Source organism: Vreelandella malpeensis, from assembly GCF_020622355.1.
GTDB classification, from domain to species: domain Bacteria; phylum Pseudomonadota; class Gammaproteobacteria; order Pseudomonadales; family Halomonadaceae; genus Vreelandella; species Vreelandella malpeensis.
In genome coordinates, this window is sequence record NZ_WHVL01000001.1 from 624,862 (window position 1) to 649,263 (window position 24,402).

Genomic DNA, 24,402 nt, shown 5'->3' on the forward strand with positions numbered 1-24,402 from the left:
CAACTACCGGATTCCGTTAAACGAGATCCGGTAGTTGGCTGGTTACCTCACTACATCACTAATACATCAAAGTATTTGCTGCTGTTCAAACTCGCTGTTGAGCACATCCCTCTCCGATACGTTGAGTTCCACCACGGCATCAATGGGCTCGATCGGATCGTTTTCCACCTCCAAGGCACTATCGACCGGCATCGATTCCGCCTCGCTCTGATCGTCGATCAACTCAGCGATCTCCTCCTCCTGCAACGACATCTCGAAGGGCGAGGGCGACTGCAGAAGCTCCTCGACCAACTCTATTCCGGCGCCGGACTCTATAAACGCGCCTTCATCGTCTCCCGCCGACGGCACCGATTCGCCCAGCTCGCCGTTATCCGCCATGGAGAATGCTGCGTCCTGCCCTTCGTCGGACAACGCCAGCCCGAAGATAGGTAGGCCAGGAAGAAGCCCGCCCAGTCCCAGCCCGTCGAGTATCGAACCTAGCAGGCCACCGTCACCGATCAGTCCCCCAACCAGGCTGTCCTCCCCTAGTAGACCCTCGAGCAGGCTGTCATTGTCGCTCACTACCTCGAGCACGTTGCTCAATGCACCGCCGTCGCCCAGCAGGCCTCCCAGCAGATTGTCAAGCGTTTGGGCCACGGTATCGGATTCACCGAGGCCTCCACCTGCCAGTAGCCCCTGCCCGCCAAACAGATCACCTATCAAACCTTGTTCACCGAGTAGGCTGGTCAGGAGATCGCCCGCAGACTCTTCATTCAACGTGGCGGGTAGCTGTCCCGCCAGAAGTCCCTGTTCACCCAACAGGCTAGCCACAAGCCCCGTCTCGCCCAGCAGGCTGTCCAGAAGCCCGGCGGCGTCGCTCTCACCGATCACGGCTCCGCCCAGCAAACCGCTCAAGAGACCCTGAGGCCCAGCAACGCTTGCCAGGACGCTGCCGACCAGCCCAGTCTCACCCAGCAGGCCGCTTTCACCCCCGAGCAGGTCCGCCTCGCCGAGTCCGCCGAGCAGGCCGTCGGGGGCGGTCAGAGGCGCGAGAACAGTCGTGACCAGTCCACCCTCGCCCAGCAAGTTGCTGAACAGTTCGCCATCACCGTCACCCAGCAGGCCATTGAGCGCGCCATCCGCCCCCAATAGCCCGGCGAGCAGGCCGTTCGGGCCCAGCAGGCCGTCGAGCAGGTCGGTCACCAGATCGCCGTCGAGCGCGCCATCACCCAGCAGCGCGACCAGCAGGCCCTGTTCGCCGATCAGCGGGTCGAGCAGTGCACCGAGCAACCCCGCCCCTTCACCGACATCCACTCCGGCCAGCAGGCCGCCATCCCCCAGCAGGGTCTCGAGCAGGTTATCGACGATGCCGTCTTCGCCGAGCAGCGTGGCGATGATGCCCGCCTCACCCAGGCTTGTACCCAGCGGGCTGCCCTCACCCAGCACGCCGGCCAGCAAACCGTCCGGCCCCAGCAGGTTGGCCATCAGCTCCGTCTGGAGCTCCAGCGCCACCTCCGCCGAGATCGAGAGCCCCGCCAGCAGCCCCGTGGGGCCAACGATGCTGTCGAGCAGCTCGTTCAGGAAGACGGTGTCGTCCAAGGCGACGCCGTCGAGCAGGCCGCCGCTGCCAAGCAGCCCATTCACCAGACTTGCCAGCGGGCCCTGCTCACCAAGCAGGCCATCGAGCAGTGATTCTCCTTCTAGCCCCTGGCCGTCGAGCAACCCTGCCAGCAAGCCGGTTTCACCTAGCAGTCCCTGCAGCAGTCCGTCGACCTGACCAGCCTCCACCGATGCGCCGCCAAGCAGGCCGCTCAGCAGCCCGTCGGGGCCGGCCACGGTATCTAGCACGCTTCCGACCAGACCGGTTTCGCCGAGCAGTCCACCAGCACCGCCGAGCAGGTCCGCCTCACCCAGCCCACCGAGCAAACCACCGGGGGCGGTCAAGGGCGCGAGCACCGTGGCAATCAGGCCGCTTTCGCCCAGCACGCTGTCGAGCGTATCGCCGCCCAGCAGGCCATTGAGCGCGCCATCGCCACCCAACAGCCCGGAGAGCAGGCCGTTCGGGCCCAAGAGGCCGTCGAGCAAGTCGGTCACCAGATCGCCGTCGAGCGCGCCATCACCCAGCAGCGCGACCAGCAGGCCCTGTTCGCCGATCAGCGGCTCGAGCAGTGCACCGAGCAGCCCCGCCCCTTCACCGAGATCCACTCCGGCCAGCAGGCCGCCATCCCCCAGCAGGGTCTCGAGCAGGTTATCGACGACGCCGTCTTCGCCGAGCAGCGTGGCGATGATGCCCGCCTCACCCAGGCTTGTGCCCAGCGGGCTGCCCTCACCCAGCACGCCGGCCAGCAAACCGTCCGGCCCCAGCAGGTTGGCTAGAAGCTCCGCCTGGAGCTCCAGCGCCACCTCTGCCGAGATCGAGAGCCCCGCCAGCAGCCCCGTGGGTCCGACGATGCTGTCGAGCAGCTCGTTCAGGAAGACGGTGTTGTCCAAGGCGACGCCGTCGAGCAGACCGCCGCTGCCAAGCTGGCCGTTCACCAAGCCCGCCAACAGACCCTGATCGCCGAGCAGGCCGTCGAGTAAATCGGCATCGCCGAACAAACCGTCTAGTGGGCCACCCTCACCCAGCAGGCCAGCGAGAAGCCCATCCTCTCCCAGCAGGCCGTCGAGAAGCTCGCTGGTCAAGTCGCCATCGAGCCCGGAATCTCCCAACAGGGCCGTCAACAGGCCCGCTTCGCCGACCAGGCTATCCAGCAGCGTTGCCAACGGCCCCTCGGCACCCAGCAACTCCCCGGCGACGGCGCCTCCGGCTCCTTCGGTTCCCAGCAGTTGGGTCACGATACTGCCTTCACCCACCAGAGCTTCCAGCAGACTATCGACGGCGCCGCCCTCGTTGAGTAACCCAGGCAAGAGTTCACCGCCCAGCAGGTCACCTAGATCGAGCCCCAGGCTAGCGGCCAGCTCACCCAGCGAAACCTCGAGAGTGTCGATCACTTCCCCTAGCACGCCTTGGGAGCCCAGTATCATGGCCAGCAGCCCTGATTCATCCAGCAATCCTTCCATGGCACCATTGCGCAGCAGCCCGCTCAGCGCACCGCCATCGTCGCCCAGCACGCCGGAGAGCAGGCTGCCCAGCACTTCCTGGTCATCGAGCAGTGCAGAGAGGAGGCTATTGAGCACGCTGCCTTGGACCAGCAAGCCACCTACCAGCCCCTCCTCGGCTAGTAGAAGGTTCAAGAGCCCATTTTCGGCCAATGCGCTTCCCAGTGCTCCGTCGCTTGCCAGCAACCCGCCAATCAGCCCTTGCTCGGTGAGCGTTCCAGCAATCAGGCTGCCGTCACCCAGCAGCGTTTGTAGAAGCGCATCGAGCTGGCCATCTTCACCGATCAGCCCTTCCATGGTTCCGGCAAGCCCTAGCCCCGCCAACACGCCACCCAACAGGCCGTCCTGAAGCAGGTTGGTGATGCTGTCGGTAGCGTAATCCACCTGCAGGCCGATGGCGTCGAATACCGCTTCCGACAGTCCTTCCCCGAGCAGTGGCGCGATAACCGGGTCGAGCAGCACCCCCAGTTGGTCGGCCACTTCACCCACCAGCCCATCGAGTTCGTCCAGGCCATTGGGGTCATCGGGTGTGAACTCGCGGCCCAGGAGCGGGCTCAAGGCATCGTTCAACAGGTCCCTCAAGCCTTCCGTGCTATCCACCAAGTCACTGAGCAAACCTGCTTCGATACCCAACGTGGTTTCGAGGCTGCCCAGTAGAGCGGCTACCGCTGCTTGAGCTGGATCTAGTAGTCCATCGCCATCGGCGTCTGCATCCGCATCCGCATCGGCATCGGCATCGGCATCGGCATCGGCATCGGCATCTGCATCTGCGTCTGCATCGGCATCTGCGTCGGCGTCTGCATCTGCATCTGCATCTGCATCGGCATCGGCATCAGCATCGGCATCGGCATCGGCATCGGCATCCGCGTCTGCATCGGCGTCAGCATCCGCGTCTGCATCTGCATCCGCGTCTGCATCGGCATCGGCATCTGCATCTGCGTCTGCATCCGCGTCTGCATCGGCATCGGCATCGGCATCGGCATCGGCATCTGCATCTGCATCTGCGTCGGCGTCTGCATCCGCATCTGCATCCGCATCGGCGTCTGCGTCTGCATCCGCGTCTGCATCCGCGTCCGCATCGGCATCTGCATCTGCATCGGCATCCGCATCGGCGTCTGCATCCGCATCCGCGTCCGCATCGGCATCTGCATCTGCATCGGCATCCGCATCGGCGTCTGCATCGGCGTCTGCATCCGCATCGGCGTCTGCATCCGCGTCGGCGTCTGCATCGGCGTCCGCATCTGCATCGGCGTCCGCGTCCGCGTCTGCATCTGCATCTGCATCAGCGTCTGCATCTGCATCCGCGTCGGCATCGGCATCGGCATCGGCATCGGCATCGGCATCGCCGTCATCAGGATCATCAGGATCTATCGGATCGCCAACACCAGGCTCATCGGGATCATTCGGATCTCCGACGCCGGGCTGGGTGGAGTCGGCGGGGCTGTCATCGCTGGAGGAGGAGTTCGCGGCCACTGCAGCACCGGCAACGCCGAGCGCCGCCAACGGGAACACCCAGGGGGGGATGCCGCCGCCGCCAGCAGCCATGGCCTCCTCGTTCACTTCGGCAAAGGCGAACTCCTGCCAAGGTGTCTGGTACTGGCCCAGCCAGAGCACGCCGTTGGCATCCTCGAGAACCAATTCGCTGCGCATGCCGTCGACTTGAACGAAGAAATCGGCGAGCACGATCTGCTCGCCGTTTTGCAGCGTGACCACAAGGTCCATGCCCGACTGGCTGAACGCGGCGATCTCTTCAGGACCTACGGGAAGAGTCACGGTGCTGGGGGCGTCGAGCGTGACAACTCCGGCCCATGCCTCTTCGGTGGTCTGGCTGGAGGCTTTACCGGTGATGGCGATCGTTTCGTTGTTCATGATTCACCTTTGCTGTACTTGACCGAAGGCCAGGGCTATAGCGACCCGCTAAGCGAAATATCAACGCGCCGATCCGGCGCCAGACAGGTTTTCAGAGCCTCTCCCTCAACCCCATCGCAGGAGGCAATAGGCTGGCTGCTGCCTCGGCCCACCGGGGTGATCAAAGAAGGAGAAACACCGAATTGGCCGAGTGCTGCGGCTACCGATTCGGCGCGGCGCTGTGACAGGGTCATGTTGTAGGCGGGGTTGCCGATCCGGTCGGCATGACCGATCACCGAGACCGCTGATGGAGTACCCCGCTGCTGTACGGCAGTGGCGACCTCGCGGATCGCCTCTTGCCCCGCCGGTGAAATCGTGGCGCTATCGAAGCCGAACAGCAGGTCGGCGGAGAGACTGTAGCCGGTGGGTTTTTGTTCATCATAGAGTCGTTCGCACTGGGGCCGGCGCCACTGCGTGCCGGCAAGGCGCTCCTGAGCGAACGAGACGCGGTACTGACAGACCAGCACGTCGTCATCGGTCAGCGCGAGGTCGATGTTGTAGAGCCAGTGATCGTCCTGGTAGGTCGATCCCGCTTCGTTGGGAGGACCGATCAAGGCAACGATGTCCGGTTTGCTCAATCGGCCAATGCCTTCTTCAACCCGGGCGAGCTCTGCCACCGGCACGGTGACGCCGAGGCGGATGAAGACGCCATCGAGGGCGCTGAAATCTTCGCTGACATCGTTGAATTCGTAAGCCATCGTCAAGGGAGTCAAGAACATCCCCGAAAGCAGAAGGTACGCCGAAAGGCGCGCGAACGATCTTCGCTTACGCATGGCGTAGAGCGATTCTTTAGACGAGAGAAAAAACGCTACTGGCCGACCGGACATTCCCATGATGCACCCCTTATTTAAACTGCGTGTCGATGACTGCGTTGTTTAAACAGCTGGCAAGGCGCCGGATCGCCGATGCGACGCCGGAAAAATGTCATTCGAATAGACGTTCTATACGCGTTATTTTATTGGGCGCGGAGATGTCATTACGTCCAGCGCCGGTGCCGACTGCATCTGTAGCCAGATACGCGCCGGCGCCACACGGCAGGTAAAACGGTATTCACCGCGCACAAATCGTTTAAAATGGCTCTTGCACTAATTATCGACCCATTAGCTTATTAACTTTTGTTTTTACCGGTCGCTAGATACGTTAACGGCTTAATAAAGAAAATGCTAAACAAAATTTATTTTGTACTTAAAGGAACATAGGGCAGATTTTCAAAGATAGGCAAATAGAAAACTTTGAACTTTTGTAAATAAATTTTAATTATTTTTTTCTTACATCAAAAAAAAGCCAAAGGACAATACGTTAAGGGCTTTATCGAACGCTCGATATAAAAAAGACCGGAGGCGTTTAGCACGCCTCCGGTCCGAAGGTAGAGTTGAATGCGAGGACTGCTGCGCTGTCAGCGCCGCTTGGGCTTGCGCATTGCCTGCACCGGGCGACGCTTGTGCTTGTCGCGGCTCCAGCGATTCTTCTCGTCCGGGGTGAGCTCGGGTACCTTGCGCGTCTCGAGCTGGGCAAGGGTCGCCAGGTCGTCGATCTCATCCTGGGTGAGCTCGATCCACTCGCCGGCCTTGGCGCGCTTGTCGAGGAAGATATTGCCGTAGCGCACGCGCTTCAGGCGGCTGACGGTCAGCCCTTGGGACTCCCAAAGGCGGCGAACTTCGCGGTTGCGGCCTTCGAGGATCACCACGTGGAACCAGGTGTTGATGCCTTCACCGCCGAACTCCTGCACGTCGGTGAAGCGCGCCGGGCCATCTTCGAGCATCACGCCGTCAACCATCGCCTTGACATGCTCGAGCTTGACGTCGCCCATGACGCGCACCGCGTACTCGCGCTCCACCTGAGTGGAGGGGTGCATCAGGCGGTTGGCGAGCTCGCCGTCGGTGGTGAACAGCAAAAGGCCGCTGGTGTTGATGTCCAGGCGCCCGATCGCGATCCAGCGCTCGCCTTTCAGGCGCGGCAGGCGTTCGAACACCGTGCGCCGCCCTTCCGGGTCCTTGCGGGTGCACAGCTCGCCTTCGGGCTTGTTGTACATCAGCACCCGGCGCGGCACTTCGGCTTCCGGGCGCAGCGAAATCGGCCGGTCGTCGAGGCTGACGCGGTCGCGCTCCTCGACCCGGTCGCCGAGCTTGGCGACCTGGCCGTTGACCTTGACGCGGCCGTCGCTGATCACGGCTTCCATCTCGCGGCGGGAGCCGAAACCGGCGCGGGCCAGCACTTTCTGCAGTTTTTCGCTGCCGGGAGGGGGTGTTTGGCTATTCTGACTCATGGTCATCGGACCTCTTTTCTGTCGACGTGGGCGGGTCCTGCTTTTCCGCCGCACGGGCCGCGAGCCGTGCCTCCAGATCGGCAAAGCTCAGCGGCGGGGTTAACGCCGTCTCGGCGTGGTGTTGGGCGTCGTCGTCGGAGCGCACGCCCGGGTCGGGGGGCGCATCCTGCCCGGTTTCCGGCGGCGCGTCCAGTGCCTCGCCACGATTTTTGTCGGCGGCGAACGCCTCATCGTCGATGGAGAGCTCCTCCTGACTCGAAAGCTCGTGCATCGGCGGCAACGCGTTCAACGTCTTGAGGCCGAAGTCATCGAGAAAGCCGCGAGTGGTGGCATAGACCGCCGGTCGGCCGGGCACGTCGCGGTGGCCGACCACGCGAATCCAGCCGCGCTCCATCAACGTGCGAATGATCGAACTCGATACGCTCACCCCGCGCACCTCCTCGATATCACCCCGGGTGACCGGCTGGCGGTAGGCGATCAGTGCCAGGGTCTCGAGAAGCGCCCGAGAGTAGCGCTGCGGGCGCTCGTCCCAGAGCCGCGATACCCATTGCGACAGACGCGGGCGAATGCGCAGCTGAAACCCGGAGGCGCTCTCCACGAGCTCCAGCGACCCGGCAGCATGGCGCTCGGAAAGCCGGCCCAGCGCTTCGCGCAGGCTGCGCGGCCCGGGGCTCTCGCCGTCCAGAAACAGGGTTTCCAGGCGCTCGACGCTCAAGGGCTCACCGGCGGCGAGCAGGGCGGCTTCGATGATGTCGTCCAAAGGGGGGCTGTTCACGGCTCGTCCTCGCCGGGGTCGTCGGTATCGAAAGAAGCGTCAGTGTCGAAATAAGCGTCGGTGTCGAAAGAAGCATCGACGTCTTCGAAGGCGTCGCTTTCCTGCTCCTCAAAAGCGAAAGCGCTCTCTTCGTCGGCCAGTGCCGCCGGCCTTGCGCGCACGTGAATCGGCGAGAGCGGCGCATTCTGCACGATCTCGATCATCGCCTCCTTGGCAAGCTCGAGAATCGCCATGAAGGTGACCACCACGCCGCCGCGTCCCTCCTCAAGCGTGAACAACGCCTCGAACGGCGTGTAGCGTCCTTGGGCCTCGTCGCCGGCCAGGATCTCCATGATCTTGAGCATGCGCTCGCGGGTCGAGAGTACCTCGCGGCTGATCTGGTGGCTCTGGGTCAGCTCAGAGCGCTTGAGAATTCCTGAAAGCGCGCCGAGCAGTTCGTCGAGCTCGACGTCCGGGTGGATCACACGGGTCTCGATCGGCGGAAGCCCGGCCTGCACGCTGAACCAGTCGCGCCCCACCCGGGGCAGCGTATCCAGCGTCTCGGCAGCCTCTTTCAGCCGCTCGTACTCCTGCAACCGCCGGATCAGCTCGGCGCGCGGGTCCTCCTCCTCCTCGCCTTCGGCCTTGGGCGGTCGCGGCAACAGCGTGCGCGACTTGATCTCGGCGAGCATCGCGGCCATCAAGAGGTACTCCCCGGCAAGCTCGATCTGCATCGCCTTCATCAGCTCCACGTACTCGATGTACTGATGGGTGATGGCGGCGACATTGATCGCGAGGATGTCCAGGTTCTGGCGACGAATCAGGTAGAGCAGCAGATCCAGCGGTCCCTCGAAGGTCTCGAGAAATACCTTCAGCGCCTCCGGTGGAATGTAGAGATCCTCGGGGAGCTTCGTGATCGGCTCATCGAACAGCCGCCCGAGCGCCTCCACCATCGGCTCTTCGATGGCGGATTCGATTTCGTTGGCGGGGTCGAGCGTCTCACTCACGCGGGGGGATTCCTCGTCGGCTCGCAGGCGGTGGTTCAATCAGGTGTCAGTGTAACAGCGCCGGGCTCAGGGGGCATCGCCGCCGGCATCGGCCGCCTTGCGAAAGCGCCCCTGGTAGTCGAAGAGCTTGTCGCGCAGCTGCCAGTGTCGCCCCACCTTGCGCCCGACCACGAAGTCCGGCCGGCGCAGCCGCTGACGCTGCCCCACCACCTCCTCGGCGCTGGCAGGCTTCCACTCGATGCCCGGCGCGCGGGCGTGGTCCTTCAGAAAGGCGTGGTAGAAGGCGTGGCGCTGAGCGCCGGTCTCGAGCGCAAACCACTCGGAAAGGCTTTCGCCATCCTCATCATGATAGGTGACCTTGAGCCGGGGAAGCCCGCGCCCGTTGACGGTAGCGACGAGCTCCATACCGCTGACCCGCAGCACCTTGGCATCCTTGAGCTTCAACGCGTCCTTGAGCTTGTCGTCGGCGTCGACCAGCAGCGCCTGGCAGCCGTGGCAGCGTCGTGCGGCGATGTCGTTCTCCGCGCCGCACTGATCGCACACCTTGAAGCGAAAGCGAAAGTCGCACTGCACGCGCTTGCCCTGATCGCTTTCGACCAGCCCCTGGCAGCGACGGCCGAAGTGCTCGAGGACGATCTCGCCGTCGCGCTTGCCCCAGAACAGGTTGGCGTGCTCGCAGGCCGGGCACACCACCTGCACCGGCTCCGAGTCGCTATCGGGCTTGGGCTCGCCGACCTCCGGCGCATACAGATTCCAGGGGTTGCCGGCGTAGTCGAGCACCAGGCAGTTCTCCTTGCCCGGCGACAGGCGAAGCCCGCGCCCGACGATCTGCTGGTAAAGGCTCACCGACTCGGTGGGGCGCAGGATCGCGATCACGTCCACGTGGGGTGCATCGAACCCGGTAGTCAGTACCGAGACGTTGACAAGATACTTGAGCGCGCGTGCCTTGAACGCATCGATCAGCCGCTCACGCTCCTGGCTATCGGTGTCGCCGGTGATCAGCGCCGCCTCGCCCGCTGGCAGATAGCCCATGACCTCCTCGGCGTGGGCGACCGTCGCGGCGAAGATCATCACGCCCTGGCGATCTCTGGCCCGTTCGACGATCTGCTCGACGATGCCCGGCGTTGCGCGGCTTTTCGCCACCACCTCGTTGAGCTCGCGCTCGACGAACTGGCCCGTCGGCGCCGGCACCAGGCGCGAGAAGTCGTAGCCTTCGATGGCCATGTCCAGGCGCTCGGGCGGGGTCAGGTAGCCTTGCTTGACCATCAGGCGCAGGGGCTGTTCGAACACGCAGTCGGTGAAGAAGCTCTCGGCGTCGCCGCGCACCATGCCGTGGTAATGGCGGTGGTAGATGAAGCCCAGGCCCAGCCGATAAGGGGTCGCGGTCAGCCCCAGTATCTTGAGCGACGGATTGTGACGCTTGAGGTGCGCGATCACCTTCTGGTAGCTCGAGGTCTTCTCCAGCGACACCCGGTGACACTCGTCGATCACCAACAGCGTAAAGTTCTCGTCCGCGAAGGACGCCAAATTGCGCACCACCGACTGCACCGAGCCGAACACCACCTGACGGCTTGATTCGCGACGCTTGAGCCCGGCGCTGAAGATATCCGCCTCGAGGCCATAGGCCTGGTACTTGGCGTGGTTCTGCTCGACCAGTTCGCGCACGTGAGCCAGCGCCAGCACGCGGCCCCGGGCCAGGCGGGCAAGCTCGGCGATCACCAGCGATTTTCCGCTGCCGGTCGGCAACACCACCACGGCGGGGTCGCTGCCACGGCGAAAATGCTCGACCACGCGAACGACCGCCTGCTGCTGGTAGTCGCGAAGCGTCGGAAGGGGCGCACAAGCGTTATATAACAATGATCAACCTGTTCTTGAACCTTTGAAGAAGGATGCCATCACACGGATAGGGAGCACGGGTTTTAGCTGAAGTTCACGTCCCCGCCAAGCGGGGAGCACACAAGGAGTATGCCATGTCGACCAACCATTTCAGCTCCGAGTGCCCGACGTGTGGCAGCCGGCTCAAGCGCTTGCCCGCCACTCGGCGCAACAACATCCATGTCTACTGCATGGACTGTGGTCACGATTTTGGCCGCTACGAAACCATGGTCCAGCGCTATCGCCAGACGCTGACCGACCTGGAAGCGGATCTCGGCATCAGCGCCGGGGCAGGCGAAAAGAGCTCTTCGTCGCAGCCTCACCACTGGAGCCCGCTCCGATAATCGCCTTGAAACGCCAAGCGGTGGCAGAACCATGTTCTGCCACCGCTTTTTAGTACCGGGCGATCGGCCGGGTCGACGGCTTAGCCTAGCCAGACGCGAGCATTGCGGAACAGCCGCAGCCAGGCGCCATCTTCACGCCACTCCTTCGGCCGCCAGGAATTGGTCACCGCGCGGGTGACGCGCTCCGGGTGCGGCATCATGATGGTGACGCGGCCGTCCAGCGTGGTCAGGCCCGTGATGCCCGAGGGCGAGCCGTTGGGATTGGCCGGGTAGCGCGTGGTGACCTGGCCGTAGTTGTCGATGTAGCGCAGCGCGATCTGGCTTGATGACTGCATCTGGCGCAGGTGGGCGCTGTCGCGGAATGCCGCACGGCCTTCACCGTGGGCAACCGCAATGGGAAGCGTCGAGCCCTCCATGCCGGAGAGCAGGATCGACGGGCTCTTCTCGACGCGCACCATGGCCACGCGCGCCTCGAACTGCTCGGACTCGTTGCGCAGGAATTCCGGCCAGTTCTCGGCGCCGGGGATCAAGGGCTTCAACTGCGAGAGCATCTGGCAGCCGTTGCACACGCCCAGGCTGAAGGTGTCCTCGCGGGTGAAGAACGCCTGGAACTGCTCCCGGGCGCGCTCGTTGAACAGGATCGATTTCGCCCAGCCGCCGCCGGCGCCGAGCACGTCACCGAACGAGAAGCCGCCGCAGGCGACCAGCCCCTTGAACTCATCGAGCGCAACCCGCCCTTCGAGAATGTCGCTCATGTGCACGTCGACGGCTTCGAAGTTGGCCTTGTCGAACGCCCAACCCATCTCGACCTGACCGTTGACGCCCTGCTCGCGCAGCACCGCCACGGCAGGCTTGGCGGTGTTGACGAACGGCGCGCTGATATCCTCGTTCACATTGAAGCTCGGTGCGGCGGAGAGGCCCGGGTCGCGCAGGTCCATCAGGTTGTCGAACTCGTTCTTGGCGCACTCGGGATTGTCGCGCAGCGCCTGCAGGCGGTAGCTGGTCTCGGACCAGGTACGCTGGGTGAGCTGGCGGGTGGTTTCCAGAAGCGGCTCCTCGAACAGCGTGACGCGCACTTGGTCGTCGTAGCGCGGACGCGCAATCACGCCGCAGGTCTCGATCCCGGCCACGGCGAACTGGGTCAGCACCTCTTCGGTGTGCGCTCGGTTGACCTGGATCACTGCACCCAGCTCTTCCGAGAACAGCGCGTTGAACGCCTGGACCGGCTCGTCGATCAGCCAGTCGAGCTTGATCTCCAGGCCCGCGTGGGCGGCGAACGCCATCTCGAGAAGGGTTACCAGCAGGCCGCCGTCGCTTCGGTCGTGGTAAGCCAGAAGCTTGCCGTCACGGTTGAGCCCCTGGATCACCTCGAAGAACGCCTTGATGTCCTCCGGGTCGTCGACGTCCGGGCACTCGTCGCCGAGCTGGCCGTACACCTGGGCCAGGGCCGAGCCGCCGAGGCGGTTCTTGCCGCCGCCCAGGTCGATCAGGATCAGGTCGGATTCATCCTGCTCCATGTCGATCTGCGGGGTGAGCGTGGCGAGTGCATCGGTGACCGGCGCAAAGCCCGTCACGATCAGCGACAGCGGCGAGGTGATGCTCTTCTCCTCCGCCTCGCCCTTCGCGCTTTCGCCCTGCCAGGCGGTGTGCATCGACATCGAGTCCTTGCCCACCGGTACGGCGATGCCAAGCGCCGGGCAAAGCTCCATGCCCACGGCATAGACCGCGTCATACAGCGCCTGGTTCTCGCCCGGCTGGTCGGCGGCGCTCATCCAGTTGGCGGAGAGCTTGATGTCCGAGAGCTTGGCGATCGGCGCGGCAGCCAGATTGGTGATCGCCTCGGCCACCGAGAGCCGGGCGCTCGCCGCCGGGTCGATCAGCGCCACCGGTGCGCGCTCGCCCATCGCCATCGCCTCACCGGCGTGGGTGTCGAAGCTCGCCGTGGTGACGGCGACGTCCGCCACCGGCACCTGCCAGGGGCCGACCATCTGGTCGCGCGCCACCTGGCCCGTGATCGAACGATCGCCGATGGTGATCAAGAAACTTTTCGAGGCCACCGCCGGCAGACGCAGCACTCGGTCGAGCGCCTCGCGAAGATCCAGGTTGTCGAGCATCACCCCGGAAAGCGCCGGGCGCTCGCGGGTGAATTCGCGCTGCATCTTCGGCGCCTTGCCGAACAGCACGCTCATCGGAAGGTCAACGGGCTGGCTCTCGAAGTGGCCGTCGCGCACCTCGAGGTGGTGCTCTTCGAGTGCCTCGCCGACCACCGCGTAGGGGCAGCGCTCGCGCTTGCAGAAGGCATCGAAGGTATCGAGGTCTTCGGGGGCCACGGCCAGCACGTAGCGCTCCTGCGCTTCGTTGCACCAGATCTCCAGCGGGCTCATGCCGGGCTCGGCATTGGGCACCGCGCGCAGGTCGAAAAGCCCGCCGCGGTTGCCATCCTTGACCAGCTCCGGCAGGGCATTCGAGAGCCCGCCGGCGCCGACGTCGTGGATGAAGCGGATCGGGTTCTTGTCGCCCATCGCCCAGCAGCGGTCGATCACTTCCTGGGCGCGGCGCTCCATTTCCGGGTTCTCGCGCTGCACCGAGGCGAAGTCGAGATCCGCACTCGAGGTGCCGGAGGTCACGCTCGATGCCGCTCCGCCGCCGAGGCCGATCAGCATCGCAGGCCCGCCCATCACGATCAGCTTGCCGCCGACCGGGATGTCGCCCTTCTGGACGTGCTGGGCGCGAATGTTTCCGTACCCGCCGGCGATCATGATCGGCTTGTGGAAGCCGCGACGCTGGATGGCGTCGCCTCTGAGCACGTCCTGCTCATAGGTGCGAAAGTAGCCGGTCAGGTTCGGGCGACCGAACTCGTTGTTGAACGCCGCGCCACCGATGGGACCGTCGAGCATGATCTGAAGGGCCGACTGCATGCGCTCGGGCTTGCCGTAATCGAACGCCTCCCAGGGCTGAACGAACTCGGGGATGCGCAGGTTCGACACGGTGAAGCCGGCAAGTCCTGCCTTGGGCTTGCCGCCGATACCGGTGGCGCCTTCGTCGCGAATCTCGCCCCCGGAGCCGGTGGCCGCCCCCGGAAACGGTGCGATCGCCGTCGGATGGTTGTGGGTCTCCACCTTCATCAGGATGTGGATCGGCTCCTGGTGGGCGCCGTAGGTCGCGCGCTCGCCGTTACCGCCGGTCAGCGGTGTGGGGAAGAAGCGTCCGGCCTGGCTACCCTTGATCACCGCCGCGTTGTCGCTGTAGGCGGAGAGCACGTTGTCCGGCGAGCTCGCGAAGGTGTTCTTGATCATCTTGAACAGCGACTGGGGCGTTGCCTGGCCGTCGACGATCCAGTCGGCGTTGAAGATCTTGTGGCGGCAGTGCTCGGAGTTCGCCTGGGCGAACATCATCAGCTCCACGTCGCTCGGGTTGCGGCCAAGCTCGTTGAAGGCGTCGACCAGATAGTCGATCTCATCGTCGGTGAGCGCCAGGCCCAGTTCCCGGTTGGCGACGACCAGCGCCTCGCGCCCGCCGTCGAGCACGTCCACCGTGCCCAGCGGTGCCGGGTCGAGCTGCACGAAAAGTCGCGCGGCCTCGGCGTCGTCCCACAGCACCGTTTCGGTCATGCGGTCGTGAAGTACGGCGGCGACCGTCTCGCGGCCCTGCTCGTCGAGGGCGCTGGCCGCCACCCGGTACTCGATGCCGCGCTCGATGCGCCGAACGCAGCCGAGCCCGCAGTTGCGCGCGATGTCGGTGGCCTTGGAGGACCAGGGCGACTGGGTGCCCAGGCGCGGAACCACCAGAAGCCTGATCGGGCTTTCGACGTTGTCGCCGCCATCGAAACTGCCGTAGTCAAGAAGCTGCTCGAGGCGTGCGCGCGCCGTGTCGTCCAGGGAGTCGTCGCCGTCGACGAAATGGACGTAATGGGCGGACAGCGCCGTCACCTCGGGAACGCGTTCACGCAGTGCTTTCATGAGCCGGTCGTGACGGAAGGCGGAAAGGGCGGGCGCGCCTCGCAGTTCGAGCATATCAGGGAGCCTCTAGGAAGAGAGTTCGAGCGGGAAATGGCCAGGTCGCAGTGCGACGATGGCGGCCATGATACTGGAAAGCGCCAGCGATACGAAATCCACAAGGTGACAGCCCCCGGCAGGCTGGGTATGGTGACTGCCTGTTTTGCCTCGACCGCGCCCCATGCCGACATCCGAACGCCGCCATTTCCTTGCCTATTACCGCCGCTACTGGGCCTTGATCAGCGTATTCTGGCTGGTCATGGTGCCCCAGGTATCGCGCCAGACGCCGGACGAGCACCTGGCGCGCGTCCTGCACAAGGACTTCATCACCGTTCACACCCGCACCACGCCCACCACCTACTACGAAGGGCGCCAGGGGCCGACCGGCTTCGAGTACGAGCTGATGCACCAGTTCGCCGAGCACCTGGGCGTGAGCCTCAATCTCAACGCCCGCCATGCCCCGGAAGAGGTGCTCGACGCGGTACGCGAACAGGGTGACATGGGCGCCTCGGCGCTGCCGCTCTACCCGGACACGCCCGGCATCCATTACTCACGGCCGATTCTCGAGATGCAGCCGCTGGTGGTGTACCGCCGCGGTCTCAACGGCATCAATACCGTCGAGGATCTGATGGGCCTCAAGGTCGGCACGCTGCGCGCCACCGGCACCGAACGAACGCTCGAGACCCTCGCCGCCGGCGTGCCGGGGCTCGAATGGCACGCCTTTCGCGAGATCGAGATCGCCGAGCTCCTCGCCATGGTGGAGGATGGCGAGCTCGACGCCGCGGTGATCTTCGACCACCAGTTTCGCGTCAACCGACTGTTCTTTCCCAACGTAGAGCGCGGCTTCTCCGTGGGCGAGCCGCTGTCGCTCGCCTGGGCAGTGCCCACTGGCCAGGGCCTGGCGCTGCTGGACGCCATCAACCGCTTTCTGGACGAGCAGCAGGCCAACGGCGAACTCGAGCGGCTGACACGGCGCTACTTTGGCCACGACGATTATCTCGAGTATGTCGGTACGCGCACCTTCCTTGACCATCTCGACGAGCGCCTGCCGCGCTACGCGCCGCTGTTCAAGCAGGCCGCCCTGGAGACCGGCTTCGACTGGAAGCTCCTGGCGGCGGTGGGCTACCAGGAGTCGCATTGGGACCCGGACGCGGTCTCGCCTACCGGCGTGCGCGGCTTGATGATGCTGACCCAGCCCACCGCCAGCGACATGGGCGTACGCAATCGCCGCGATCCGGCCCAGAGCATCGACGGCGGCGCTCGCTACCTGAGAAGCCTCAAGGAGCGCCTGCCGGACGCCATCGTCGGCGAGGATCGCCTCTTCATGGCCATGGCCGCCTACAACGTGGGCCTTGGCCACCTGTTCGACGCCCGAGACATCACCAAGCGCCGCGGCGGCGACCCCAACGCCTGGGAGGACGTGCGCGAGGCGCTGCCGCTTCTACAGCAGCGCCAGTGGTACAGCCAGACCCGCTACGGCTTCGCCCGCGGCGGTGAGCCGGTGATTTACGTACGCAACATTCGCCGCTACTACGACATGCTGAGCTACGTCGAACGCAGCCGTCAGCAGTTCTTCCACCTCGACCAGAGCGGGCTGGCCACGACCGACTGAGGCCCCGCCGGAGAAGAGCATGATGCGACATTCCCCCCTCATCGTCACCGCCCTTTGGCTGCTCGGCGCCTTCGCCCCCGCCGCCGCCTTCGAACAGGGCGAGCCGGTCACCCCGGTGCGCGTTGCCGACCGCGGAGAAGTGGTGCTGGAGGACGGCGCCGTGCATTACCAGAGCTGGGACACCAGCATGCTCGCCGGTAGCGTCGGCGTGGTGCTGCACGTGGCCGGGCGCCTCTCGGCGAAGGACTTGAATGCGCCGGTCATCGAGGCGATCGAGGCGGCCGATTTCCCCGTCGAGCGCCTTCGCACCACCACCATCGTTAATACCGACGACGCGGTGTTCGGCAGCACCCCCTTCGTGCGGCGCAGCATCGAGAGCAGCAAGCGCGATGTGCCGAGCGTACAGTTCGTGGTGGATGACGAAGGCGCCGTGCAGAGCGCTTGGAACCTGGAGCGCGGAGGCTCCGCCGTTGTGGTGCTGGACGACGAAGGTCGGGTGCGTTTCGCCAAGGATGGACCGCTGACGCTTTATGAGGTCAACCATGTCGTGGAGCTGCTCCACGCCATGCTCGAATGAGCGCACGCGGAGCGACATTGACTTTCAAGTGCTATGCGTTGATGTTGAACCCTTTCGACGTGCATTCGGCAAGGTGCGGCCTCGACGACGCCGCGAAAAACCGTGCTCGATGAACAGGCTCGACGAACGACGTGCGACGAACGATATGCGACGAACGATGTGCGATGACTAATGCGTGACGAACAATGAAATGCCAGGGACCGCCTAGATGAACGCCGATGCCGACCCGCTGTTGAGCCACCAACACGCCCTGCAGGTGCTGCGCGACGCGCTGGAGCGCCGCCTCGGGGAGCTCTTGCCCGCCGGGTGCGAAAGCGATGTGGTCGCCCGTGCCATGCGCGAGGCGACCCTGGCCCCGGGCAAGCGCATCCGCCCGCTGCTGATGCTGCTCGCCGCGTCCGACCTGGGCGCGAGCGATCGCGACCCCGCGTTGCTCGACCTGGCCTGCACGGTAGAGATAATCCACGCCGCCTCGCTGATCCTCGACGACATTCCCTGCATGGATGACGCAAAGCTGCGCCGCGGCCGCCCTACCCTGCACCGCCAGTTCGGCGAGAGCGTGGCGATCCTCGCGGCGGTGGCGCTCTTGAGCCGCGCCTACGCTGTCGCCGCCGAGGCCCCGGGGCTTCCCGGCGAGCAGCGCGCGGCGGCGGTGACGACACTGGCCCGGGCGGTAGGCCTGCAGGGGCTGGTGCAGGGGCAGTTTCTGGACGTCAGCGAAGGCAGTGGCGCACGCAGCGTCGAGGCGATTCTTGCCACCAACGAGCTCAAGACCAGCGTGCTGTTCGGCGCAACCCTCGAGCTTGCGGCGCTGGCCGCCGACGCCGACGCTCGCGCAACCGAGGCGCTTTCGAACTTCGCCCAGGAGCTCGGCCAGGCGTTTCAGTTGATCGACGATCTGGCCGACGGCGTGAGCGGCACCGGCAAGGACACCCACCAGGACGTCGGCAAGTCGACGCTGGTGGCCACCCTCGGGGAGAGCGCGGTGCGCGAGCGCCTCTCCGAGCACCTGGCCCGTGCCGATGCGCACCTGGCCGCCGCCTGCCCGGAAGGCGAGCACACCCGCCACTTCGTCGCGGCCTGGTTTACCCAGCAGCTCGATCTGATCGGCTGATCAAGCAAAGGAGCTCAATGAGCCATTTCGCGGTCGTTGCCCCGGCGCTCTACAGCCATGCCAAGGCCCTCGAGGCGCTGGCCGTGTGCCTTGTCGCGCGCGGCCACCGCGTCACCTTTGTTCATCAGGTAGACGCAAAGGCGCTGATCCAGGAGCCGAGCATCGGATTTTTCGCCGTGGGCCACGCCACCCACCCACAGGGGCGCCAGGCGCGAACGCTTTCGCGGCTGGCCAGCCCCTCAGGGCTTGGCCTTTTCGCCATGATTCGCGATCTGGCCGAGACGACCGACATGCTCTGCCGCGAGCTTCCCGCCGCGTTTCAAACGCTTTCCATCGATGGCGTGATCGCCGACCAGATGGAGCCTGCGGGCGCTTTAGTCGCCGAGGGGCTGAATCTTCCCTTCGTGTCCGTTGCCTGCGCGCTACCGGTCAACCGCGAGCCTCACCTTCCGCTGCCGGTGATGCCGTTTCGTTATGCCGAGTCTGAGCGCGCCCAAGGCATGTATGCCACCAGCGAGCGCATCTACGACCGGCTGATGGGCCGCCACGTACAGGTGGTCGAGCGCCACGCCCGCGCCTTCGGGCTCACGCCGCGCCGCGCGCTCCACGAGTGCCTCTCGACGCTTGCCCAGATCAGCCAGACGCCGCTCGCCTTCGATTTCCCGCGCGAAGCGCTTCCCGATACCTTTCACGCCGTGGGCCCGCTGCGCTTGCCAAATGCCGGCGCAAGCCACCGGCGCCTCGCGGAACTTCCACTTCCCGAGCGCTTTGTATTCGCCTCGCTCGGTACGCTGCAGGGCCACCGCTTCCATCTCTTCGAGAAGATCGCCCGGGCGTGCAGGCGCCAGGGCAAGGCGCTGCTGATCGCCCACTGCGGCAAGCTGAGTGAGGCCCAGGAGGCGGCGCTTGTTCGCGCCGGGGCCACGGCAGCGGTCGACTTCGTCGACCAGCGCGAAGCGCTGGCGCGCGCTCAGGCGGTGATCACCCATGGCGGGCTCAACACCGTGGTCGACGCCATCGATACCGCCACGCCCATGCTGGTCGTGCCGCTGGCCTTCGATCAGCCAGGTGTCGCGGCGCGGGTACTTCACCACGGCCTTGGCGAGCGCGCCTTCGCCTTTTCGCGCTCGGCCACCCTGGCACGAAAGCTCGCCCGGCTGGAGGCGCCAGATTATGGTGAGCGGCTGACCGCCCTTCAGGCACCGCTTCGCTTGGCCGGCGGGGCGAAGCGCGCCGCCGTCATCGTCGAGCAGGCGCTGACCACCCACCGCCCCGTCATTACGGAGAGCCCCCATGAAACGCCATGACCTGATTCTCGTCGGCGCGGGGCTCGCCAACGGGCTGATCGCGCTTAGGCTCACCAAGTGCCACCCGACCCTCGATGTGCGGGTGATCGAAGCGGGCCCGCACGCCGGCGGCAACCACACCTGGTCGTTCCACCAAGGGGATCTCAGCGCCGATCAGCACGCCTGGATCGCGCCGCTGGTGGCCCACCGCTGGCCCGGCTACGAGGTGCGCTTTCCAGGCTTCACCCGCCGGCTCGACAGCGGCTATCTGAGTATTACCTCCGAGCGTTTCGCCGAAGTGCTGCGCCGCGAACTCGGCGAGCGGCTCGTGACCAATACGCCGGTGAGCCAGGTGAACCCCCAGGGCGTCACCCTCGCAGACGGCACCGAGCTGACCGCAGCCGCGGTGATCGACGGGCGCGGCCCGGAAAGAACGCCGCACCTCACCGTCGGCTTTCAATCCTTCGTCGGCCAGCAGTGGCGCCTTGGCGCCCCCCACGGGCTGACCCGGCCGGTGATGATGGATGCCACCGTCGACCAGCAGGGCGGCTACCGCTTCGTCTACAGCCTGCCGCTCGACGAGCGCACGCTCCTGATCGAGGACACCCACTACGTCGACGCGGCGGACCTGGAACCCTCGCGGGCGCGAGCTAACATCGCCGCCTACGCCAAGCGCCAGGGCTGGCTGCTCGACACCCTCGAGCGCGAGGAGCACGGCCACCTGCCGATCACCCTGGACGGCGATATCGACGCCTTCTGGCAGGCGGCCCAAAACCAGCCGACGAGCGGGCTGCGCGCCGGGCTTTTTCACGCCACCACCGGCTACTCGCTGCCCCAGGCGGTGGCGCTGGCGGACGCGATCGCCGCCCAGGACAGGTTCGACGCCGCCTCGCTGTTCGAGGTAATCGAGGGTTTCGCCCGCCGGCGCTGGCGGCAGCTTGGCTTTTTTCGCATGCTCAACCGCATGCTGTTTCTGGCAGGCCAACCGGATCGGCGCTGGCAGGTCATGCAGCGCTTCTACACCCTGAACGACGGCCTGATCGAGCGCTTCTACGCCGGCCAGCCCACGCTTTTCGACAAGGCGCGCATCCTCTCCGGCAAGCCGCCGGTGCCGGTGCGCGAGGCCATTCCGGCCGTGCTCAAACAAACCCCTCGGCTGCGAGCCTTCAAAGATGAGTAAAACGATCGTAATCGGCGCGGGCTTCGGCGGACTGGCGCTCGCCATCCGCCTGCAGGCCGCGGGTATCCCGACCCTGCTGCTGGAGAGCCGCGACAAGCCCGGCGGGCGCGCCTATGTGTATGAAGACGAAGGCTTCGTTTTTGACGCCGGCCCCACGGTGATCACCGACCCCAGCGCCATCGAGGAGCTGTTCGAACTTGCCGGCAAGAATATCGCCGATTATGTCGAGCTGTTGCCGGTCACCCCTTTTTATCGCCTCTGCTGGGAGTCCGGCGAGGTGTTCGACTACGACAATGACCAGCCAAACCTCGAGCGCCAGATCGAGCACTTCAACCCAAAAGACGTCGAGGGCTACCACCGCTTTCTCGACTACTCGAAGGCGGTGTTCGACGAGGGCTACGTCAAGCTCGGCACGGTGCCGTTTCTCTCCTTTCGCGATATGCTGCGCGCCGCGCCGCAGTTGGCCAAACTGCAGGCCTGGAAGAGCGTCTACACGAAAGTTTCCCAGTACATCGAGGACGAGCACCTGCGCCAGGCGTTCTCGTTTCACTCGCTGCTGGTCGGCGGCAACCCGTTCGCCACCTCGTCGATCTATACGCTGATCCACGCGCTGGAGCGCAAGTGGGGCGTGTGGTTTCCGCGTGGCGGCACCGGCGCGCTGGTCAAGGGCATGGCCCGATTGTTCGAGGATCTCGGCGGCGAGATCCAGGTCAACGCCAAGGTCCAGCGCATCGAGATGGAGGGCAACCGCGCCCGGGGCGTGACGCTACACGATGGCCGCGAGATTCCGGCGCGCGCCGTGGCCTCCAACGCCGACGTGGTGCACACCTACGAGAAACTCCTCGGCCACCACCCGGTGGGCGAAAAGCGGGCCAGAAAGCTCAAGGGCAAGCGCATGAGCAATTCGCTGTTCGTGCTCTATTTTGGCCTCGATCACAACCACACCCAGCTCGCCCATCACACGGTCTGTTTCGGGCCGCGCTACCGCGAGCTGATCGACGAGATCTTCAATAGCGACGGGTTGGCCGAGGATTTCTCGCTCTACCTTCACGCACCGTGTGTCACCGACCCGTCGCTCGCCCCTGACGGGTGCGGCAGCTACTACGTGCTGGCGCCGGTGCCGCACCTGGGCACCGCGGCGCTCGACTGGGAGGTCGAGGGGCCGAAGCTGCGCGAGCGCATCTTCGACTACCTGGAAAAGCACTACATGCCGGGATTGAGAGACCAGCTCGTCACCCACCGCACGTTCACGCCCTTCGATTTTCGCGACACGCTCGGCGCCCACCTGGGCTCGGCGTTCTCGGTGGAGCCGATTCTCACCCAGAGCGCCTGGTTTCGCCCCCACAACCTGGACAGCCAGATCGACAACCTGTACCTGGTCGGCGCCGGCACCCACCCGGGCGCGGGCATTCCCGGCGTGATCGGCTCCGCCAAGGCGACCGCCGGGTTGATGGTGGAGCGGCTCACCTCAAAAAAGAAAAGCGCATGAGCGAAGCGCTGCTCGACCACGCCACGTTGACCATGGCGGCGGGCTCGAAGAGCTTCGCCAGCGCCTCGAAGCTGTTCGACCGGCCAACCCGCCGGGCCGCGCTGATGCTCTACGCCTGGTGTCGCCACTGTGACGACGTGATCGACGACCAGACCCTGGGCTTCAATAACGCCCCTGCAAAGAGCGAACAAGAGGTGCAGCAAGCGCGCCTCGCCGAACTTGAGGCCCAGACCGCCCGCGCCTTCGAGGGCGCGCCCATGACAGAGCCCGCCTTCGCCGCCTTTCAGGAAGTGGCGTTCGCCCACGCCATTCCGCCCTCCCAGGCCTTCGATCACCTGGAAGGCTACGCCATGGACGTGCGCGACGAGCGCTATGAAACGTTTGAGGACACGCTGCGCTACTGCTACCACGTGGCCGGCGTGGTGGGGTTGATGATGGCCCGGGTGATGGGCGTGCGCGACGAGGCGACGCTTGATCGCGCCTGCGACCTGGGCCTTGGGTTTCAACTGACCAACATCGCCCGCGACATCGTCGAGGACGCCGAGGCGGGGCGCTGCTACGTGCCCGGTGAGTGGCTGCGCGAGGAGGGATTGAGCGTCGAGGAGCTTCCCGACCCGGCGCACCGCGAGGCGCTGGCACGCATCGCGGCGCGCCTGATCCAGGCGGCGGAGCCCTACTACGCCTCGGCGCGCATCGGCATCGCGAGGCTTCCGCTGCGCTCGGCCTGGGCGATCGCCACCGCGCTCGGGGTGTATCGCAGAATCGGCGTGAAGGTGAATCGCGCAGGCAGCGCAGCCTGGGACGAGCGCCAGAGCACCGGGCGCGGCGAGAAGCTTGCGCTTCTGCTCAGCGGCGGCGCGGGGGCGCTGGGGTCTCGCGCTCGGCGCGGTTCGCCACCGCGCTCGTCGAGCCTTTGGCAGCGTCCGCGCTAGCGGCCTGGCGACGCTTGAGTTCGGCCTCGAGCTTTTCCACCGGCGGGGCGTAGATGAAGCCAAACGATACCCCATCCTCGCGCCCTTTCACCGCGTGGTGCAGCCGGTGGGCCTTGTAGAGGCGCTTCATATAGCCGCGCCGTGGGATGAGGCTAAACGGCCAGCGCTTGTGCACCAGCCCATCGTGGAGCACGAAGTAGATCGCCCCGTAAGCGGTCATGCCAGCGCCGATCCATTGAAGCGGCCAGGCACCGGCGGTGCCGAAGGCGATCAGCACGATGGCAAGTAGCGCGAACACCACCGCATACAGGTCGTTGCGCTCGAACCAGCCGGTGCGCGGCTCGTGGTGGGAGCGGTGCCAGCCCCAGCCAATGCCGTGCATGATGTAGCGGTGGGCAAGCGTTGCCACCACCTCCATGACGGCCACGGTCAGCACCACGATCAGCGTATTGAGCAGCACGGACATCGTGTCTCCTTCGGGTTAGCGGCGCCGGGCGAAGAACGCCTTCAAGAGCTTTTTGGAGGCCGGCGCCAGCACGCCCGCCTCGATGTCGACCCGGTGGTTGAACCAGGGCTGGGCGAGAAGGTTGGCCTTCGATTCGACCATGCCGGTGTGCGGCTCGGCGGCGGCGTAGACGAGCCGCTTGATGCGCGCGTGAATCATGGCACCTGCACACATCATACAGGGCTCCAAGGTGACATACAGGGTACAGCCGTCAAGGCGGTAGTTGCCAAGCGCCTGGCCCGCCTCGCGCAGCGCGCGAACTTCCGCGTGGGCGCAAGGGTCGCAGCTTTCGACCGGCGCATTGTGGGCGGCGCCTATGATCTCGCCTTGCGGGTCGACCACCACCGCCCCGACCGGTACCTCGCCGGCGGCGGCGGCCCGGTGCGCCTGGTCGAGCGCCCGGTGCATGTAAAATTCGTCGCTGCGCATCGAGGCGAACTCCGTTAAGGTAGCTAGCCGATTCTAGAGCGGCCAAACGTC

Annotated in this window: 17 protein-coding genes; 8 read left to right on the plus strand and 9 right to left on the minus strand. The window is 65.3% G+C overall.

The window, feature by feature from the left end; genetic code table 11:
- Positions 1 to 66 precede the first annotated feature (66 nt).
- The 6 genes from GEV37_RS02855 to radD all read right to left on the minus strand — a co-directional run bounded on the left by GEV37_RS02855 (position 67) and on the right by radD (position 10,870).
- Positions 67 to 4,947: a BapA/Bap/LapF family prefix-like domain-containing protein gene (locus GEV37_RS02855; RefSeq protein WP_227388657.1), complete on the minus strand. Its 4,881-nt coding sequence runs from the start codon at positions 4,945 to 4,947 to the stop codon at positions 67 to 69.
- 35 nt (positions 4,948 to 4,982) lie between these two features.
- Positions 4,983 to 5,819: an OmpA family protein gene (locus GEV37_RS02860; protein WP_227388658.1), complete on the minus strand. Its 837-nt coding sequence runs from the start codon at positions 5,817 to 5,819 to the stop codon at positions 4,983 to 4,985.
- Positions 5,820 to 6,382: 563 nt separating this feature from the next.
- A complete protein-coding gene (gene rluB / locus GEV37_RS02865; RefSeq protein WP_227388659.1) occupies positions 6,383 to 7,252 on the minus strand; it encodes a 23S rRNA pseudouridine(2605) synthase RluB in 870 nt (289 codons plus the stop codon).
- Positions 7,239 to 8,027, minus strand: a complete 789-nt coding sequence (gene scpB, locus GEV37_RS02870) for an SMC-Scp complex subunit ScpB (protein ID WP_227388660.1) — start codon at positions 8,025 to 8,027, stop codon at positions 7,239 to 7,241. Before scpB ends, rluB begins: the two co-directional genes overlap by 14 nt.
- On the minus strand, positions 8,024 to 9,013 hold the full coding sequence (locus GEV37_RS02875) for a segregation and condensation protein A (RefSeq protein ID WP_227388661.1): 990 nt from the start codon (positions 9,011 to 9,013) through the stop codon (positions 8,024 to 8,026). The genes scpB and GEV37_RS02875 overlap by 4 nt, the downstream gene beginning before the upstream one ends.
- A gap of 66 nt (positions 9,014 to 9,079) precedes the next feature.
- On the minus strand, positions 9,080 to 10,870 hold the full coding sequence (radD, locus tag GEV37_RS02880) for a DNA repair helicase RadD (protein ID WP_227388662.1): 1,791 nt from the start codon (positions 10,868 to 10,870) through the stop codon (positions 9,080 to 9,082).
- A gap of 113 nt (positions 10,871 to 10,983) precedes the next feature.
- Here radD and GEV37_RS02885 point away from each other — a divergent pair, with 113 nt between their 5' ends.
- Complete coding sequence (locus GEV37_RS02885) at positions 10,984 to 11,232, plus strand: transposase (RefSeq protein ID WP_227388663.1); 249 nt, start codon at positions 10,984 to 10,986, stop codon at positions 11,230 to 11,232.
- A gap of 80 nt (positions 11,233 to 11,312) precedes the next feature.
- On the opposite strand, the gene purL is transcribed toward GEV37_RS02885, so the two are convergent.
- Positions 11,313 to 15,245 (minus strand): phosphoribosylformylglycinamidine synthase, encoded by a 3,933-nt coding sequence (purL, locus tag GEV37_RS02890; RefSeq protein ID WP_227388664.1) that lies wholly within the window; start codon positions 15,243 to 15,245, stop codon positions 11,313 to 11,315.
- A gap of 163 nt (positions 15,246 to 15,408) precedes the next feature.
- Here purL and mltF point away from each other — a divergent pair, with 163 nt between their 5' ends.
- From mltF to crtB, 7 genes are all read left to right on the plus strand, one after another.
- A complete protein-coding gene (gene mltF / locus GEV37_RS02895; protein WP_227388665.1) occupies positions 15,409 to 16,839 on the plus strand; it encodes a membrane-bound lytic murein transglycosylase MltF in 1,431 nt (476 codons plus the stop codon).
- Between the two features lie 19 nt (positions 16,840 to 16,858).
- Complete coding sequence (locus tag GEV37_RS02900) at positions 16,859 to 17,416, plus strand: YtfJ family protein (protein WP_227388666.1); 558 nt, start codon at positions 16,859 to 16,861, stop codon at positions 17,414 to 17,416.
- Positions 17,417 to 17,624: 208 nt separating this feature from the next.
- Positions 17,625 to 18,530 carry a polyprenyl synthetase family protein gene (locus GEV37_RS02905; protein WP_227388667.1) on the plus strand — a complete coding sequence of 302 codons (906 nt, stop codon included), beginning with the start codon at positions 17,625 to 17,627 and terminating at the stop codon, positions 18,528 to 18,530.
- Between the two features lie 17 nt (positions 18,531 to 18,547).
- The gene (locus GEV37_RS02910; protein ID WP_227388668.1) at positions 18,548 to 19,837 is read left to right on the plus strand and encodes a glycosyltransferase; all 1,290 of its coding nucleotides are present in this window, start codon (positions 18,548 to 18,550) and stop codon (positions 19,835 to 19,837) included.
- Entirely contained in the window at positions 19,824 to 20,996 is a 1,173-nt protein-coding gene (gene crtY / locus GEV37_RS02915; protein ID WP_227388669.1) for a lycopene beta-cyclase CrtY, read from the plus strand. Before GEV37_RS02910 ends, crtY begins: the two co-directional genes overlap by 14 nt.
- On the plus strand, positions 20,989 to 22,485 hold the full coding sequence (locus GEV37_RS02920; protein ID WP_227388670.1) for a phytoene desaturase: 1,497 nt from the start codon (positions 20,989 to 20,991) through the stop codon (positions 22,483 to 22,485). Before crtY ends, GEV37_RS02920 begins: the two co-directional genes overlap by 8 nt.
- Positions 22,482 to 23,417 carry a 15-cis-phytoene synthase CrtB gene (gene crtB / locus GEV37_RS02925; protein WP_227388671.1) on the plus strand — a complete coding sequence of 312 codons (936 nt, stop codon included), beginning with the start codon at positions 22,482 to 22,484 and terminating at the stop codon, positions 23,415 to 23,417. The genes GEV37_RS02920 and crtB overlap by 4 nt, the downstream gene beginning before the upstream one ends.
- Here the strand turns inward: crtB and GEV37_RS02930 are convergent.
- Together GEV37_RS02930 and tadA are read right to left on the minus strand one after the other, a co-directional pair.
- A complete protein-coding gene (locus tag GEV37_RS02930; RefSeq protein ID WP_227388672.1) occupies positions 23,332 to 23,883 on the minus strand; it encodes a sterol desaturase family protein in 552 nt (183 codons plus the stop codon). The two genes, crtB and GEV37_RS02930, sit on opposite strands and share 86 nt — an antisense overlap.
- A 15-nt stretch (positions 23,884 to 23,898) precedes the next feature.
- Positions 23,899 to 24,351 carry a tRNA adenosine(34) deaminase TadA gene (gene tadA, locus GEV37_RS02935; protein WP_227388673.1) on the minus strand — a complete coding sequence of 151 codons (453 nt, stop codon included), beginning with the start codon at positions 24,349 to 24,351 and terminating at the stop codon, positions 23,899 to 23,901.
- Between the last annotated feature and the right edge of the window lie 51 nt (positions 24,352 to 24,402).